The organism is Nocardia sp. NPDC056100 (assembly GCF_042266325.1).
Classification (GTDB): Bacteria; Actinomycetota; Actinomycetes; order Mycobacteriales; family Mycobacteriaceae; genus Nocardia.
On sequence record NZ_JBHJVY010000004.1, the window covers coordinates 1054995 to 1071608 of the forward strand.

General features: G+C 65.1%; 17 protein-coding genes. 12 read left to right on the plus strand and 5 right to left on the minus strand.

Annotated elements, in window-relative coordinates:
- Positions 1 to 25 precede the first annotated feature (25 nt).
- From ACFC0O_RS35280 to ACFC0O_RS35295, 4 genes are all read left to right on the plus strand, one after another.
- A complete protein-coding gene (locus tag ACFC0O_RS35280; RefSeq protein ID WP_375965804.1) occupies positions 26 to 1189 on the plus strand; it encodes an alkane 1-monooxygenase in 1164 nt (387 codons plus the stop codon).
- 127 nt (positions 1190 to 1316) lie between these two features.
- Positions 1317 to 2792: an adenosylhomocysteinase gene (ahcY, locus tag ACFC0O_RS35285; protein WP_375965806.1), complete on the plus strand. Its 1476-nt coding sequence runs from the start codon at positions 1317 to 1319 to the stop codon at positions 2790 to 2792.
- Positions 2793 to 2918: 126 nt separating this feature from the next.
- Complete coding sequence (locus ACFC0O_RS35290) at positions 2919 to 3491, plus strand: hypothetical protein (protein ID WP_375965809.1); 573 nt, start codon at positions 2919 to 2921, stop codon at positions 3489 to 3491.
- A gap of 26 nt (positions 3492 to 3517) precedes the next feature.
- Complete coding sequence (locus ACFC0O_RS35295) at positions 3518 to 3898, plus strand: hypothetical protein (RefSeq protein WP_375965811.1); 381 nt, start codon at positions 3518 to 3520, stop codon at positions 3896 to 3898.
- 95 nt (positions 3899 to 3993) lie between these two features.
- Here the strand turns inward: ACFC0O_RS35295 and ACFC0O_RS35300 are convergent, their stop codons facing one another.
- Positions 3994 to 4308, minus strand: a complete 315-nt coding sequence (locus tag ACFC0O_RS35300; RefSeq protein WP_375965813.1) for a hypothetical protein — start codon at positions 4306 to 4308, stop codon at positions 3994 to 3996.
- Between the two features lie 190 nt (positions 4309 to 4498).
- Positions 4499 to 4795, minus strand: a complete 297-nt coding sequence (locus tag ACFC0O_RS35305) for a hypothetical protein (RefSeq protein WP_364639614.1) — start codon at positions 4793 to 4795, stop codon at positions 4499 to 4501.
- A 144-nt stretch (positions 4796 to 4939) separates the two neighbouring features.
- Between ACFC0O_RS35305 and ACFC0O_RS35310 the strand changes: the two genes are divergently transcribed.
- Positions 4940 to 5269, plus strand: a complete 330-nt coding sequence (locus ACFC0O_RS35310; protein ID WP_375965816.1) for a hypothetical protein — start codon at positions 4940 to 4942, stop codon at positions 5267 to 5269.
- A 22-nt stretch (positions 5270 to 5291) separates the two neighbouring features.
- On the opposite strand, the gene ACFC0O_RS35315 is transcribed toward ACFC0O_RS35310, so the two are convergent.
- Positions 5292 to 6386 carry a glycerophosphodiester phosphodiesterase gene (locus tag ACFC0O_RS35315; RefSeq protein WP_375965819.1) on the minus strand — a complete coding sequence of 365 codons (1095 nt, stop codon included), beginning with the start codon at positions 6384 to 6386 and terminating at the stop codon, positions 5292 to 5294.
- Between the two features lie 72 nt (positions 6387 to 6458).
- On the opposite strand from ACFC0O_RS35315, the gene ACFC0O_RS35320 reads away from it, so the two are divergent.
- The 7 genes from ACFC0O_RS35320 to ACFC0O_RS35350 all read left to right on the plus strand — a co-directional run bounded on the left by ACFC0O_RS35320 (position 6459) and on the right by ACFC0O_RS35350 (position 14518).
- Positions 6459 to 7106 carry a dTMP kinase gene (locus tag ACFC0O_RS35320; RefSeq protein WP_375965821.1) on the plus strand — a complete coding sequence of 216 codons (648 nt, stop codon included), beginning with the start codon at positions 6459 to 6461 and terminating at the stop codon, positions 7104 to 7106.
- Between the two features lie 77 nt (positions 7107 to 7183).
- Entirely contained in the window at positions 7184 to 7861 is a 678-nt protein-coding gene (gene mtrA, locus ACFC0O_RS35325) for an MtrAB system response regulator MtrA (protein ID WP_364639602.1), read from the plus strand.
- A gap of 44 nt (positions 7862 to 7905) precedes the next feature.
- Positions 7906 to 9786 carry an MtrAB system histidine kinase MtrB gene (gene mtrB / locus ACFC0O_RS35330; protein WP_375965824.1) on the plus strand — a complete coding sequence of 627 codons (1881 nt, stop codon included), beginning with the start codon at positions 7906 to 7908 and terminating at the stop codon, positions 9784 to 9786.
- Positions 9783 to 11582 (plus strand): MtrAB system accessory lipoprotein LpqB, encoded by a 1800-nt coding sequence (gene lpqB / locus ACFC0O_RS35335; protein WP_375965827.1) that lies wholly within the window; start codon positions 9783 to 9785, stop codon positions 11580 to 11582. Before mtrB ends, lpqB begins: the two co-directional genes overlap by 4 nt.
- Positions 11583 to 11597: 15 nt before the next feature.
- Positions 11598 to 12242 carry a ComF family protein gene (locus ACFC0O_RS35340; protein ID WP_375965829.1) on the plus strand — a complete coding sequence of 215 codons (645 nt, stop codon included), beginning with the start codon at positions 11598 to 11600 and terminating at the stop codon, positions 12240 to 12242.
- Positions 12243 to 12469: 227 nt separating this feature from the next.
- A complete protein-coding gene (gene hpf, locus ACFC0O_RS35345; protein WP_364640470.1) occupies positions 12470 to 13141 on the plus strand; it encodes a ribosome hibernation-promoting factor, HPF/YfiA family in 672 nt (223 codons plus the stop codon).
- Positions 13142 to 13225: 84 nt separating this feature from the next.
- Entirely contained in the window at positions 13226 to 14518 is a 1293-nt protein-coding gene (locus tag ACFC0O_RS35350) for an acetyl-CoA C-acyltransferase (protein ID WP_375965832.1), read from the plus strand.
- Positions 14519 to 14567: 49 nt separating this feature from the next.
- Here the strand turns inward: ACFC0O_RS35350 and bluB are convergent, their stop codons facing one another.
- Entirely contained in the window at positions 14568 to 15239 is a 672-nt protein-coding gene (bluB, locus tag ACFC0O_RS35355) for a 5,6-dimethylbenzimidazole synthase (RefSeq protein WP_375965834.1), read from the minus strand.
- Positions 15240 to 15345: 106 nt separating this feature from the next.
- The gene (locus ACFC0O_RS35360; protein ID WP_375965837.1) at positions 15346 to 16596 is read right to left on the minus strand and encodes a fatty acid desaturase family protein; all 1251 of its coding nucleotides are present in this window, start codon (positions 16594 to 16596) and stop codon (positions 15346 to 15348) included.
- Positions 16597 to 16614 lie beyond the last annotated feature (18 nt).

Genomic DNA, 16614 nt, shown 5'->3' on the forward strand with positions numbered 1-16614 from the left:
TCTAATTAGCGGGGCAAACGTGCAAATGGTCGGCAAACGGTCGGGTTCGCCGGACCCTAAACGACACCTGTGGGTGTTGGGGCTCATCGCCCCTGCGAGTGCTTTGTTGCCTTCACAGCTGGTGCTGCACACCAAAGCCGAGGTGTTCTGGTGGATCGGACCGATCATCGTTCTGATTGTCATACCCGTGCTGGATTGGGTCGTAGGGGAAGACGGCACCAATCCGCGCGACGAGGATTACGAACTACTCAGCAATGACCGGTACTACCGGTGGTGCACCTATCTGTTCCTGCCGGTGCAACTGGTCGGCCTGGTCATCGCGGCCGTGATGTGGGCGGGCGACGATCTGTCCGTCATCGACAAACTCGGGCTCGCCGCCACGCTCGGCTTCGTCAGCGGTATCGGCATCAATGCCGCGCACGAACTCGGGCACCGGGTGGAGAAGCTGGAGCGCTGGCTGTCGAAACTGGCGCTGGCGCAGTCGGCGTACGGGCATTTCTTCGTAGAACACAACCGCGGGCATCATGTGCGCGTCGCCACACCGGACGATCCGGCCAGCGCGCGCATGGGGGAGACGCTGTGGGAGTTCCTGCCGCGCAGCGTGATCGGCGGCTTCCGGTCCGCCATCACGCTGGAACGCGCGCGGCTGCGGCGAAAAGGCAAGGGCTGGTGGAGTGTTCAGAACCACGTGTTGCAGGCGTGGTCCATGACGGTGGTGCTGTTCGGCGTGCTGCTCGCGGTGTTCGGGCCGCGCATCCTGCCGTATCTGCTGCTGCAGGCGGTCATCGGCATCGCACTGCTGGAGACCGTCAATTACGTCGAGCATTACGGGTTGCTGCGGCGACGGCGACCCAATGGCAACTGGGCGCGCTGCTCGCCACGGGACAGCTGGAACAGCGACCGCTTGGTCACCAATATCTTCCTGTTCCATCTGCAGCGGCACAGTGATCACCACGCGAATCCCGGTCGGCGGTACCAGACTTTGCGGACCTCCGATGAGGCCCCGCAACTACCGGCCGGATACGCCACCATGATCCTGCTCGCCATGTTCCCGCCGCTGTGGCGCTATGTCATGGACGCGCGATTACTCGCGCACTACGGCGGGGATATCGGGCAGGCCAATATCCAGCCGCGCAAACGCGAACGCATCCTCGCCCAGCACGGCGGCGATATGGCGGCCGCGGCCTGAATCGCGCATAACCCCCGGCTACGGCAGGGTCACCTCCCCTCGAGGCGGTGACCCTGCCGTCGTTGTGTCGCCCGCCCAGGGCACCGACTAGCCTTGCCAGGGGAAGCAGGCCGACCAGGAGAGGCAGATGACGACCGCAGTGAGCAGCATGATGACCGCCGACGTCCGCAACGGGATCGACTTCAAGGTGGCGGATCTGTCGCTGGCCGAGTTCGGCCGCAAGGAGATTCGGCTCGCCGAGCACGAGATGCCGGGTCTGATGGCCCTGCGTCGCGAGTACCACGATGTGCAGCCGCTGCGCGGCGCGCGCATCTCCGGCTCGCTGCACATGACCGTGCAGACCGCCGTCCTGATCGAGACCCTCGTCGCGCTCGGCGCGGAGGTCCGCTGGGCGTCCTGCAATATCTTCTCCACCCAGGACCACGCCGCCGCCGCGATCGTGGTGGGCCCCAACGGCACCGAGGAAGAGCCCAAGGGCACCCCGGTGTTCGCGTGGAAGGGTGAGAGCCTCGAGGAGTACTGGTGGGCCGCCGAGCAGATGCTCACCTGGCCGGGTGAGCCCGCCAACATGATCCTCGACGACGGCGGCGACGCCACCATGCTGGTGCTGCGCGGCGCGCAGTTCGAGAAGGCCGGAGTCGTTCCGCCCGAGGACGAGACGCACTCCGATGAATACAAGGTGTTCCTGAACCTGCTGCGCGCGAGCTTGGAAGCCGATAAGGGCAAGTGGGGCAAGATCGCCGACAGCGTCAAGGGCGTCACCGAGGAGACCACCACCGGCGTGCTGCGGCTGTACCAGTTCGCCGCCGCGGGTGAGCTGTCGTTCCCGGCGATCAACGTCAACGACTCGGTCACCAAGTCCAAGTTCGACAACAAGTACGGCACCCGGCATTCGCTGGTGGACGGCATCAACCGCGGCACCGACGTTCTGATCGGTGGCAAGAAGGTGCTGATCTGCGGTTACGGCGACGTCGGCAAGGGTTGCGCGGAGTCGTTGAAGGGTCAGGGCGCGCGCGTCCAGGTCACCGAGATCGACCCGATCAACGCGCTGCAGGCGCTGATGGACGGCTTCGACGTGGTCACCGTCGAGCAGGCCATCGCCGACGCCGACATCGTGGTCACCTCGACCGGCAACAAGGACATCATCACCCTCGATCACATGAAGGCGATGAAGGGCCAGGCCATCCTGGGCAATATCGGCCACTTCGACAACGAGATCGATATGGCCGCCCTGGAGCGTTCGGGCGCACACCGCCTCAACATCAAGCCCCAGGTCGACCTGTGGACGTTCCAGGACACCGGCCGCGCCATCATCGTCCTGTCCGAAGGCCGCCTGCTCAACCTCGGCAACGCCACCGGCCACCCCTCCTTCGTCATGTCGAACTCCTTCTCCAACCAGGTGATCGCCCAGATCGAACTCTGGACCAAGCCCGAGGAATACGACAACGAGGTCTACCGCCTCCCCAAGCACCTCGACGAAAAGGTCGCCCGCATCCACGTCGAAGCCCTCGGCGGCACCCTGACCAAGCTCACCAAGGACCAGGCCGAATACATCGGCGTAGACGTCGAAGGCCCCTACAAGCCCGAGCACTACCGCTACTGAGTCGAATACCCTGTAGCACAACCTGATCGGGCCGGTCGCACCAGCGACCGGCCCGACCTGTCTCCAATATCGACCTGCCACAAGACTTTTCGCGGACCACCATGGGCGCACAGCGGAAGGACCCCGATGTCGGCCTTCAATTCCGTGAACTGGACAGCCCACGCATTAGGCGACTCAACAGCCGAAACCGCTGTGGCCGAAGGATATGTGTGCGAATGCCCGAACTGCGATTTCGAGCTCGGCGAGTGTGAGATGCTGATAAGCCACGGCAGGTTGATCGGCGTCCGACCGTTGACCGGAAGGTGGGATTTCCGCGGCGATGGGTACGTGGAGAACGTGGTCATCGATCAAGAACTTGGCCCGGAGGTTCAGCTCGCCCGTAAAGCTATGCGAACGTGGGCCAAACCCGCCGACGTCCCACCGGGCAGCGGCGTCGCCGAGCAACTGAATCTGATGAAATCCCTTGCCTGTAGGCAGATTACGTGCCCGAACTTCGCCAGATCCTGGTACGACGCCAGACGGCGCTCGCTCGACAACGGTGAGCGGGTACGAGACCCATTCGAACGCCTGCTCACCCGAGTGTTCTACGACCTGGAGGACTACCCCATCGACCCCTCCCTACGAGAAGCCGGAGATATCACCGACGAGCGTCTCATCGACAATGTCCGAGATGTTCTGAAAGAACTCGCCCGGTTATGAAGAGGCGTCGCGGCGGGGGATGGTCGATGACGGAGTACGACAGCGATCAGGTTACGAAACTGTATTTCGACACCAGCTTTGTCGACGATCAGTCCGAAAGAGAATGTCCCGCATGCAAATCGATTGCGGTGCGCGCATACATCTGGCGACACGACGGAGGCAGTCGCACAGTCCTCTTCTCGTACGCCTGGTGCAAGCACTGTCGACGATTCAAAGGCTGGACCACCGCGGACACCGGCGAGTTCACCTTCTCCGATCCCATCGAATCCCTCCCGGAGCCGGAGCGCGAGATCTACCGCCGAGGCGTCGCGAAACTTCTCCCGAAGCTCGACAAACTCTGGGATGAGGGAGAGCTTCCGCAGACGTTCGTCAGGGTGAGACCCCTGAAGAAGCGGTCGAAGAATTAGCTGTGGGTGGCTAGCGCGTCGTCGCCGACGATTCGGATCGAGCTCGGGGTTGGTGCTGGATCCGTGTTGATCGAGTCCGATGCGGGATTCGGGGATCAGCTGCCGGTGGAGCCGGTTCTGGTGCCGGGGGCGCCGTGGTCGCAGCCGAGGTCGGGGATCCAGTAGCCGCCGCTCAGTTTGCAGGACATGGCGGGGGTGTCGAGATCGCTGGAGCCGATGAGGCGGAAGGGCCAGGCGTAGTCGATGGAGCCGCCGCCGCTGTCCACGGGGGCCACGGAGACAGGTGCGGGGGCGGCGGGTTCGAGGGTTAGCGGGGCTGCGGCGGCGGTACCGGCGGAGCAGACGGCGGTGAGGGCCAATACCGCTACCGCTGTTCGCGGAATCAGTTTCGGGACAGAGGATTTGCGCATTGTGGACATCCTTGGGAGGGGAGCGGGGTGGTGGACTCGGGTGAGTTCAGGGGACTGGTGCGTCGCACTGTATGCACTTATGAAGTATTGACTTTTCAAAATGGACGCCCCCAGTTTCTTGGGTGCGGATACGCGAACGGCCACCGGTCGCACTGGCGGGCGGTGGCCGTTCGTAGGTCGGGGCTGCGACCTACAGGCAGATGTCCAGGATCGGGACCCACTTGCCACCCTTGAGGGTGCACAGGGCCGCGTTGATGAGTTCGCTTGCGCTGGAGCCGGTGCCGCCTACGTTGCTGGAGCCGGAGCCGCCGGAGGCGGAGTCGGCCGAGCCGGTGGGGGAGCTGTTGGTGGCGACCGGGGCGGCGTTGGGGGCCGGGTCGAGGGTGACCGGGGCCGCGGCGGCGGTGCCCGCGGTGGCGATGGCGGCGGCGATGGCGAAGGCGCCGACCGCGGCACGCGGCATGTGGTGTGCGAAGCGAGAATTCATCAGGTGTGCTCCTTGCAGGGGGAACCAGTGCGATCGCACCCTACAAGAGATGAAGCATGTGTGTTTCATAATCGGTGTAGATGATCGCGGCTGCCTTCGGCGAGTCAGCGGGCGCAGGTCATCGTGGTATTGAATTGTCGCCAGGTGCCGCCGGTAAAGCTGCAGATCAGTGGTAGGAGTACCCAGTTTGCGACCGATCCTGTGGATGATCCCGAATTTCGTACGGCTGAGATCAATGCGTCGCCCAGGGTGGCTGACCCGGTAGTCGCGGCCCCCGGCTCGGCTATTGCCGTCGTGGATTGGGCCGGTTCGGTGGTGGTGATGACTGGCGCGGCCGCCGCGGCGCCGGTGGTGGCCAGGCTTGCGGCAATGATGCACGCACCCAGTGTGGTCAGTGGAATACGTTGTGTGCGGGGGGATTTCATCGTTTGCACTCCTTGTGTGGTGATGATCGATGAACCATACAAGAAGTGAATGGTTAGTGTTTCAGTATTGGCTACCTATGGAAAGACGGCGGGAGGGGATAACCCTTTTCGGTCATGACCTCGCGGGCACGGTTCGGATAATCGGTGATCAGGCCGTCGACGCCTTGGTCCAGGACCAGGGCGATCACTTCCTTGTCGTTCACCGTCCAGGGGATGACCTTCAGGCCGAGGGCGTGGGCGCGGGCCACGTATGCCTCGGTGGTGGTGAGCTTGAAGTTGGCGTCGCCGGGCTTGGCGGTGCTGTCGGAGGGGTTCAGGTAGCTGGGGGAGGAGATGTCTGCGCCGAGGGCTTTGATGGCCGCTAGCGGGTCGTCGCGGTGGTCGTCGTAGCTGATGGGGCTGAGCCAGGGGCTTTCCGGTTTGAAGGTGGAACTGTCGTAGAGGGCGACGGTGGGGATTGTTGGGTTCTTTGTTTTCACCAGCGGGAGGCTGCGCCAGTCGAAACTTTGGATTTCGACTTTCGAAGTGGCTCCGGCGGTGTCGATCGCGGCGAGGATGACATCTACGAATTCGGCTGGGGTGGCGGATTGTTCGGGGTGCTCGGCTTCGAGCTTGGTTTCGATGTTGTAGCGCAGCGCGTCGAACGCGCCGGGGTAGGACTTCACCAGATCGAAGACCTGGGGTAGGCGGGCGATCTTGTTGCCCGGAAGTTCCTGTGCCTCCGGATAACCGGCGAGCTTCTTGCCGCAGTCGAGTTTTTCGATTTGGGTGGAGGTGAGGTCGTGTACCAGTTTTCCGACGTAGGGGAACTGGAGATCGTCGAGGAATGCCGGGCCGGTGTCGGTGCATTTCTCGGGCAGGATTTTCGGGTCGTGCCAGACGAACGGGACCTTGTCCTTGCTCAGCACGATATCGAGTTCGAGGGTGCTCGCGCCCAGTTCGATGGCCTTGGCGAAACCCGGGAGCGACTCCTCGATGGTCATGCCCCGGCCGCCGCGATGGGCTTGCAGGTCGAAAGCCCGCCCGGGGTCGGTATGGGACGGCACGGAGCTCGACACCGGGACCGACTTTTCGCCGCCGTCCCCGCACGCGGACGCGGCGAACACCACTCCCAAGATCAGAAAAGCGTGCCCGAGCTGCTTCGATCCCACCCTCGAAAACCCCATTGCCGGACTATAGCGACATTCCGCCGGTAACCGCGGGAGCCCATGTCGGGGGGATTCGGTACGCTCGCGGCCATGGGTGCGCTGGTTCCGGTGGAAGGGCTCGACGGTGCGGGTAAACGCACGCTGACCGATGCTGTCGTCACCGGCCTACGCGCCCGCGGCCTGCGCGTCGCGACCCTGGCCTTCCCGCGCTACGGCGTCTCCGTCTACGCGGATCTGGCGGCCGAGGCTTTGCGCGGACAACACGGTGATCTCGCCGATTCGGTCAACGGCATGGCCCTGCTGTTCGCCCGCGATCGCGCCGACGCCCGCGACGAACTCTCGAAACTGCTGGCGGACAACGACATCGTGCTACTGGACCGCTATGTCGCCTCCAACGCGGCCTACTCCGCCGCGCGGTTGAAAGAGGACGCCTCCGGCGAAATCGTGGCCTGGATAGCCGAATTGGAATTCACACGCTTCGCCCTACCTGTCCCAGATGTCCAAATTCTCCTGGATGTTCCGGTAGAACTGGCGGAGGAGCGCGCCCGGCAACGCGAAACGCAGGACGCGACTCGCGCACTCGACGCCTATGAAAAAGATGGTGGGCTGCAACGCCGCACCGGAACCGTCTACCGTGAGCTTGCCGAAACCAACTGGCACGGAACGTGGTGGGTGCATCGGAGCGGTGACGATCCGGCAACACTTGCCGCGCGGCTCGCGGAAATCGTTGGTGGATAGGGTTGGATGTGCGCCGACAGGTCACGAGTGTTGGCGTGGCGGCCTGATTGGAGCCGGAGAGGTGACAACATAGTCTTATGAAGCCCAAGATTCTGGTCGTCGACGACGATATGGCTCTCGCTGAGATGCTCACGATCGTCTTGCGGGGTGAGGGATTCGATCCTCACACCGTCGGTGACGGCACGCAGGCGCTGACAGCGGTCCGGGAGCTGCGCCCGGATCTCGTGTTGCTGGATCTCATGCTGCCCGGCATGAACGGAATTGACGTATGCCGGGTATTGCGAGCCGATTCGGGAGTGCCCATCGTGATGCTGACGGCGAAGACCGATACGGTCGACGTCGTCCTGGGGTTGGAGTCTGGCGCCGACGATTACATCGTCAAGCCGTTCAAGCCGAAAGAACTCGTTGCTCGCGTGCGAGCCCGCCTGCGCCGCACCGAGGAAGAGCCGCAAGAACTTCTGTCCATCGCGGACATAGTCATCGATGTGCCCGCGCACAAGGTGACCCGCGGCGGTCAGCAGATCTCGCTCACACCGCTGGAATTCGATCTCTTGGTCGCGCTCGCCCGCAAGCCGCGCCAGGTGTTCACCCGTGAAGTGCTCCTGGAACAGGTCTGGGGATACCGGCACGCCGCCGATACCCGCCTGGTCAATGTGCACGTACAGCGGTTGCGCGCCAAGGTGGAGAAGGATCCGGAAAACCCTGAGATCGTGCTGACCGTACGAGGTGTGGGCTACAAGGCCGGACCGCCGTGATCGCTGGCTCCAGAAACCGCGTACAGCGGTGGCTGGCAGTAGTGGTGGCCTGGTTTCGCACCGTAGGTGAGCGACTGGGCCACGTGTGGCGTGGTTCGCTGCAACTGCGCGTTGTCGTGTCCACCCTGACCCTGTCGCTGATCGTGATCACGATTCTCGGAGTCGTGCTCACCTCGCAGATCACCGACCGGCTCTTGGACGCGAAGATCAACGCGGCCGTCGAGGAGATGGGCCGCGCCCGAAATACGGTGCAGGCCACGCTCACCGGCGTGCACGACTCCAGCACCCAGCTGGCACGATTGGAGGATGCCCGCCGCGCCCTGGCCGGGGGCGGCGGCTCCCAATCCGGCGGCGCGGCAGGCAGTTACGACTCCGCGCTGGCCATGGTCGGGGACTCGCAATCGGAGCTGAGTGCCGGGCCGATTCAGGAAATACCCCCGGAGCTACGGCATTTCGTGCAGGAGCGCCAGGTCAGCTACCAGTTCGCGACGGTGTCCGATCCGGACGGCTATCGCGGCTCGGCACTGGTCATCGGCAGCCCCGCGGCCGACATTCCGACGCTGGAAATCTATTTGATCTTCCCGCTCACGAATGAGAAACGCTCACTCGACCTCATGCGCGGCACCATGCTCATCGGCGGCATCGTGCTGCTGGTCCTGCTCGCCGCCATCACCGCCCTGGTGACCCGGCAGGTCGTGCTGCCCATCCGATCCGCCGCCCGGATCGCCTCCCGCTTCGCCGACGGACGTCTGAAAGAGCGAATGCTCGTCAGAGGGGAGGACGACATGGCCAGGCTGGCCATGTCGTTCAATGAGATGGCCGAGAGCCTCTCGAACCAGATCACCCAACTCGAGGAGTTCGGAAACCTCCAGCGCCGCTTCACCTCCGACGTCAGCCATGAGCTGCGCACACCGCTCACCACCGTGCGCATGGCCGCCGACCTCATCCACGGTTCCAGCGATGACCTCGATCCGGCGCTCGCGCGCTCGGCCGAACTGCTTGTGAACGAACTGGATCGGTTCGAAGGACTGCTCAACGATCTGCTCGAGATCAGCCGCCACGACGCGGGTGTGGCCGAGCTGCAGGTGGAATCGCTCGACGTGCGCATGTGCGCGCGGGCCGCGGTCTCCACCGTGCGGCATCTGGCCAAGGAATCCGGCGTCGAACTGGTCGTCGACATGCCCGAGGAACCCCTTGTGGCAGAGGTCGATCCGCGCCGCGTCGAGCGGGTGCTGCGCAATCTGCTCGCCAACGCCATCGATCACAGCGAGGGCAAGCCCGTCCTCATGCGCATGCGCGGCGACAGCGACGCCAATGCCGTCGCCATCGTGGTGCGCGATCAGGGCGTCGGCCTGCGGCCCGGTGAGGAGAAACTGGTCTTCAACCGGTTCTGGCGTTCGGACCCCTCGCGGATGCGCCGTTCCGGCGGAACGGGTTTGGGCCTGTCCATCAGCGTCGAGGATGCCAACCTGCACGAGGGCAAACTCGAGGCCTGGGGTGAGATCGGCGTCGGCGCCAGCTTCCGCCTCACCCTGCCGCTGGTGCGCAGCAGGAAACTCGGCGTCAGCCCACTCCCGCTGGAACCGGCCAAGACTCGCGGCGGCATCACCCCCGAACAACTCGCCCTCGATATCGGCACCGTGGAAGCCACCCCGGACCACACCGATTCCACCCCGACCGAATCCGAACTCGCGGCCGCCGAACCCATCGACCCGGCCACCGGCGAACCCTACGAACTCGCCGTCGCCGAACCCTATGAACCGGCGACGGCGGGACCCACCGCCGAAGCCGAAACCGCCCCTGCCGCATCGGTATCCGATAACGGCGACGGCGCGCAGACCGTGTTACCGCTCGCATCCGGCAGTACACCGCCGGACAGTCCCGATGACACCGTGCTCGCCGACAAAGGGGACGGAAAGCCATGAGGATGGGGAAATCGCGCCTTAGCCGGGCGCTGGTGGTTGTCGCATGCCTGGTGGGCCTCACCGCGTGCGCGAACCTACCGGATTCCTCCGCACCGCAGGCCCTGGGAACGCTGGACCGCCAGCCCACCAGTGCCGGTCCGACACCGCCCATTTCGGGCAGAGAACCGGATCAGCTACTCCGCGATTTCCTCCAGGCCACCTCCGATCCCACCAATCGGCATCAGGCGGCGCGGCAATTCCTCTCGCCCGCCGCCAATGTGCGCTGGGACGACGCCGCCGGCACCACCGTCGTGGACCGGCCGGACACCCTGCGCGAATCCCGCACCGCCGATTCGGCCACCTATGTGATCCGCGCCCGCAAGATCGGCGAGCTCGCCGCCGACGGCGCCTACCGCGCCAGCGACGGCACCCTGGAGAACAAGGTCGAAATGGTGAAGGTCGACGGCGAATGGCGCGTCGACGAACTACCGCCCGGCGTCATCATCGAACAGAACGCGTTCGCCAAGTCCTATAAGCGGTATTCGCTGTTCTTCCCGAATCTCGCCGGAATGGCCATGGTTCCGGATCTGCGTTGGATCTCCGCGCGCAAGGACCAACTGCCGCAACGACTCATGGGACTGCTCGCCGAAGGCTCCCAGGAGGCGCTCGCCCCGGCCGTGCGCAATCCGCTCTCCGGCCCGGTCACCCTGCGCGGGCCCATCACCAAGGCCAATGGCGAGACCGACAATGTCGGGGTCGGCGCGGGCGGGGTGACCGTCGATCTGGCCGGTGCCTCCGCGCTGGACCCGAAGGCCAAGGAGCTCTTGGCAACCCAGATCGTGCTCACCCTCGCGGGCGCGGAAGTGCTCGGCCCGTACATCCTGCTCGCCGACGGCAAACCGCTCGACGACCGCTACGCCGCCACCGGCTGGAATCGCGCCGACGTGGAATCCATGAGCCCGGACGCCATCGCGCACAACCGCGCCGGACTGCACGCGGTCCGCGACGGCTCGCTGGTCGCGGTCACCGAGAACGGCATCACCGCCGCGCCCGGCTTCTTCGGCACCACGCACACCCTGCAATCGGTGGCGCTGTCCCCGGACGGGCAATTGGTCGCCGCCGTCGCCAAATCCGGCCGCCCCGAACCGGAACCGGAACGCACCCTCATCATCGGCACCTATGACGGGCAGGGCTTCCCCGTCGCCACCGGCGGCACCTTCACCCGGCCCTCCTGGCCCGCCGACGGCACCTCCGCGTGGACCGTGGTGGACGGTGATCGGGTGATCCGCGCGGTGCACGATCGCAGCACCGGCAATGTCTCGGTGCAGGATGTGGACATCACCGAATTGACCGCCGCCGCAGCCAATGCCAACGCACCGCGCGGGCCGATCACCGAACTGCGCATCTCGCCCTCGGGCGCTCGCGCGGCCCTGATCGCCAACGGCAAGGTCTACGTCGCGGTGGTGTCACCGCAGTCGAGCACCAAGTTCGCGCTCACCGCGCCGCTGCCCCTGGCGGTCGGTTTGAGCACCAATGCCGTCTCGGTGGACTGGCAGACCGATGAGCGTGTCATCGTCACGCGAGAAGGCAATGTGGACCCCGTAGCGGGCGTTCTGGTGGACGGCTCCGGCTTCACCCCGCAGACCACCCAGAACCTCACCCCGCCGGTGCGCGTCGTGAGCGTCTCACCCGACCACGAATACGTCGCGGACTCCCGCGCGGTGCTGGAACTGACCCGCAATCCCGAAGGCGGCGAATACTACTGGCGCGAAGTTCCGGGTCTCGGCGGCAATGCGGTCCCGGTGCTGCCCGGCTAGGCGCACACTGACCCCATGGGGGAACTGCTGGATCTGATCCTGCCGCGCTCCTGTGGCGGTTGCGGGGCAGGTGGCACGGCGTGGTGCGCGGATTGCGCGGCCGCGCTGTCCGGTCCGCCGATTCGCCTGCGCCCCAGGGCCGATCCCGGCGTACCGTGCTGGGCGCTCGCGCCCTACCGGGGTGCGCCGCGGCGCGCGGTGCTGGCCGCCAAGGAACAGCGCCGCGCCGATTTGGCACACTCGACGGGGGTGGCCCTGGCCAGGGGGCTGGATCTTTTACGCGACGGCTCCCGGCCGCTGATTCTGATCCCGGCACCCACCCGCAGGGCCGCTGCTCGCAGGCGCGGCGGTGACCCGGTACTGCGTTCCGCGCACGTCGCGGCGAGTTGGCTGCCCGATTGCCGATTGGTGCGCGTATTGGGTTTAAGACCAGGTGTGCGCGATTCGGTCGGCCTGAATCGCAGCGACCGCCAGCACAATCTGCGGGGGCGGATCATCGTAGCGCCGAGCCGTGCCCAAACCCTCCCATTTCCGGCAAATGCCGAGGTAGTGCTCATCGACGACGTCCTGACCACCGGTGCCACAGTGACGGAATCGGTGCGTGCGCTACGCGAGGCGCGAGTGACCGTTCGTGCCGCGCTGGTTACCTGCCACGCTTGATTCTTCGAAATTTGCGTGAACACTGGCGGACAGGTCGCTGGCGAACTAGCGTGGCGATCAGACACCCGAACTCGAAGTTTGGAGGTGGCGCCTCGGACCAAGATGTGCCGAGCGATTTCGATCGGCACACGTTTCAATCCCGCCGCACGAGCGGATTGTGCGGCCAGATCCGGGAGGTACGCGTGACGACATCTTCACGACCTTCAGCGAAAAACGCAGACACTGCGCTGCTGGACGAATTCATTCCAGACGACCAACCCACCGGGGCCACCCAGGCGGAAGTCGTCGTCAAGGGACGCACGCTCGGCGAGGGCGGCGTACCCGAACATTTCCGAATCCACGTCGCGGACAAGCTCTCTCGGCTCGAGCGCTTCGATCCCAGCATCTATCTGTTCGACGTGGAGCTCACCCACGAGCGCAATCGTCGTCAGCGTAAGAACTGCCAGCGAATAGAGATCACCGCCCGCGGCAAGGGGCCCGTCGTCCGGGCCGAAGCCTGCGCGGACAGCTTCTACGCCGCCCTCGAATTGGCGGTCGAGCGGCTGGAGGGCCGGTTGCGCCGGCTCAAGGACCGTCGTCGCGTACATCATGGGGACAAGACACCGATCTCGGTGTCGCAAGCGACGGCCGGGCTCATCGACGATTCGCTGTTCATGTCACCGAACGGGTCGTCCGGCGTGCATGATCACGCGGCCGAGGAACTGGACGGCGAAGCCGGTCCGGGACACGTCGTCCGTACCAAGACCCATCCCGCCATCCCCATGACGGTTGACGACGCCCTCTACCAGATGGAGCTCGTCGGCCACGATTTCTTCCTGTTCCAGGACAAGGAGACCGACCGACCGTCGGTTGTGTACCGCCGCCACGCCTTCGACTACGGGATAATCCGTCTCGCATAGCGGCAGGTGAACTCTGGTTCGACCGGGGCTTCACCCAAGCCCCGGTCCCTTGCTGTTACAACTCGTATCAGATACAACTGAGTCGTGACCAACAAGGGCGCTCGTCGCGCAGTAATCGTGTCCGGTGCGCGGACCCCGTTCGTGCGGGCGTTCAGCGACTACACCCGGATGGACTCCATCGACCTCGCGGATATCGCCGTACGCGGACTCCTCGAACGGACCGGGCTGTCGAAGGAACTCGTCCAGGCGATCGTGTGGGGCGGGGTGATCCTGCCCAGCGCCGCGCCGAATATCGCGCGCGAGATCGCACTGGATCTGCAATTGGATCCGGGGTGCGAGGGGTACACCGTCACACGCGCGTGTGCTTCGGGGCTGCAGGCCGTCACCTCGGCGGCCGCGGCCATCGAACGCGGTGAATACGACATCATGATCGCCGGTGGCAGTGACTCCACCAGCAATGCGGAAGTGAAGCTGCCGCAGAAGGTGGTGCACGCCGCCGCACCGCTCGCGCTGGGCAAGCCCAAGGCCAAGGATTACCTCACGGCCGCAGCGCAATTGGCCCCCTTCATCGATCTGGTGCCGCGCCGGCCCAAGATCGAAGAGCGCACCACCGGCGAGGTCATGGGTGAGAGCGCCGAGAAAATGGCTCGCATCCACGGCATCTCGCGCGCCGCGCAGGACGAGTTCGCCGCGCGCTCACACCATCGCGCCGCGGCCGCCATCGAATCCGGGCGATTCGACAGCGAAGTCCTGTCCGTCACCACGCCCGAGGGCAAGACCGTCACCCGCGACGGCCTGGTCCGGCCGGGCACCAGCGTGGAGAAATTGGCCACGCTCGCACCGGTATTCGCCAAGGGCGGCACCGTCACCGCGGGCAATGCCAGCCCGCTCACCGACGGCGCGTCCGCGGTGCTGCTCATGAGCGAGGAGAAGGCCCGCGCCCTCGGCTTCGAACCCCTGGCGGCCTTCCGCTCCTGGAGCTACGTCTCGGTCGACCCCCGCGACCAGGTGCTGATCGGCCCCGCCATCTCCATGCCCCGCGCCCTCGACAAGGCCGGATTGTCCTTGGCGGACATCGATTTCGTCGATATCCACGAAGCCTTCGCCGCCCAGACCCTGTCCGTCGTCTCGGCCCTGGCCAGCACCGACTGGGCCAAACAGCGCCTCGACCGCGACACCGCCGTCGGCGACATCGACCCCGCCACCCTCAATATCCACGGCGGCTCCGTCTCCCTCGGCCACCCCTTCGGCGCCACCGGAGCCCGCATGGTCACCACCATGGCCAACGAACTCGCCCGCTCCGGCAAATCCACCGCCCTCCTCGGCATCTGCGCCGCAGGCGGCATCGGCGCGTCAGCGGTCCTCGAACGCGTCTGACCCATCCTGCTCCGAAACCCCGGTCTGCTCAGGCAGATCGGGGTTCGGTCTATTCGGCGGGGTTGCCGGGGGTGAAACGTTCCCAGTGGATGGCGGATTCGAGGGGGCGGCGGGTGCGCCAGCCGAAGCGCTCGAGGTCGGGGATCTGCTGGAATTCGGTGACCGGGCCTACGCAGAGCCAGGCGACGGGTTTGATGTGGTCGGGGAGGTCGAGGAGATCGGCCAGGACCGGGGTGTCGTAGAAGCTGACCCAGCCGACGCCGATGCCCTCGGCGGTGGCCGCGAGCCACAGGTTCTGGATGGCGAGGATGGTCGAGTAGATGCCGGTTTCGGGGACCGTCGCGCGGCCGAGGATATGGGTGCCGCCGCGAGCCTGATTGTGGGTCACCACGATTCCGGTGCCGGATTCGGTAATGCCCTCGATCTTGATCGGGTTGAAGGTCTCCGAGCGATCGGCGGGGAGGGCGTCGTTGAATTCGCGGCGCTTATCGGCGACGTGATCGGCGAACTTCGACAGCATCGCCCGATCCCGGATCACGATGAAATCCCAGGGCATGGAGTTGCCGACACTGGGGGCGCGATGCGCCGCTTCGAGAATCCGCAACAGCGTGGGGTCGTCCACGACTTCGCCGGTGAACTCCGCGCGGACATCGCGGCGCAGGCGGATGGCGTCGTAGACGCTGAGACATTCTTCGGGGGCTATCGGACCTTCGGCACACACGCCGACCAGTGAACCAGGCACTCATAGCGCCCTTCCTGGCAGCCTCGCGATAAACGAATGCGGCCCTCACCGGGAAGGTGAGGGCCGCATTCGGCGGGTATTCGGGTCAGCCGACGAGGGCGGGCTCGCGGCGGCGCAGGCGCTTGCGGCCTTGGGCCAGGGCGGTGCGCAGGCCAGTGCGGCGGCCGGTGGTGGGGTCGACCGTCGCGACGCCGCCGAAGATCTTCTCCGACTTGGTTTCCGGGGCGTCATCGGCGCTGCGGAACAGGTACTTGTTCGGCAGCGACAGCTTCATGATGGTGCGCCACGACTTGAAGTACTGCACCGGCAGCGAACCGGTGGTGTACGGCAGGTCGTACTTGTCGCACATGGCGCGCACCCGCACCGCGATATCGGCCAGCCGGTTGGACGGCAGATCCGGGAACAGATGGTGTTCGATCTGGTGGCTCAGGTTGCCGGACATGAAGTGCAGCAGCTTGCCGCCGGAGATGTTCGCGCTGCCCAGCATCTGGCGCAGGTACCACTCGCCCTGGGTCTCGTTCAGCACATCGTGCTTGGTGAACTTCTCCGCACCGTCCGGGAAGTGCCCGCAGAAGATGATGGCGTTGGTCCACACATTGCGCATGACGTTCGCGGCCAGGTTCGCGGTCAGCGTGCCGAAGAACGCGGGACCGGTGAGCAGCGGGAACAGCAGGTAATCCTTGCCCGCCTGCTTGCCGATCTTCTTGAGCACGAGCGCGCGGTCGGCCTCGAACTGCTTCCATTCGGGGCTGTCCTTGGCCCACTTCTTCTTGGCGACCTTGCCGAGCTCCAAATGCTGGATGGCGACGCCGTATTCGAAGAAGCTCTGCAGCAGCAGGTTGTAGATCGGCTGACCGAGGTAGAACGGGCTCCAGCGCTGATCGCGGGTGACGCGCAGCAGGCCGTAGCCGATATCGTCGTCCATGCCGAGCACATTGGTGTACTTGTGATGCAGGAAGTTATGCGTGATCTTCCAGTGCTCGGACGGTCCGGCGTTATCCCATTCCCACGAGGTGGAGTGGATTTCCGGATCGTTCATCCAATCCCACTGGCCGTGCATGACGTTATGGCCGATCTCCATATTCTCGATGATCTTGGCCGTGCCGAGCAGTGCCGTGCCCGCGATCCAGGCGGGCGGGAAGAGACTGAAGAAAAGCGCTCCGCGCCCGCTGATTTCGAGGGCGCGCTGGAGACGAATAACGCGGCGGATGTAACGCGCATCGCTTTCGCCCCGGGAGGATTCGATTTCGCGGCGGATGGCATCCAGTTCCGCGCCGATAGCTTCGACATCCTCCGGGGTGAGGTGTGCGTATTCCTTGACATCCGAGATCGCCATGCAACTTACAGTACCGTA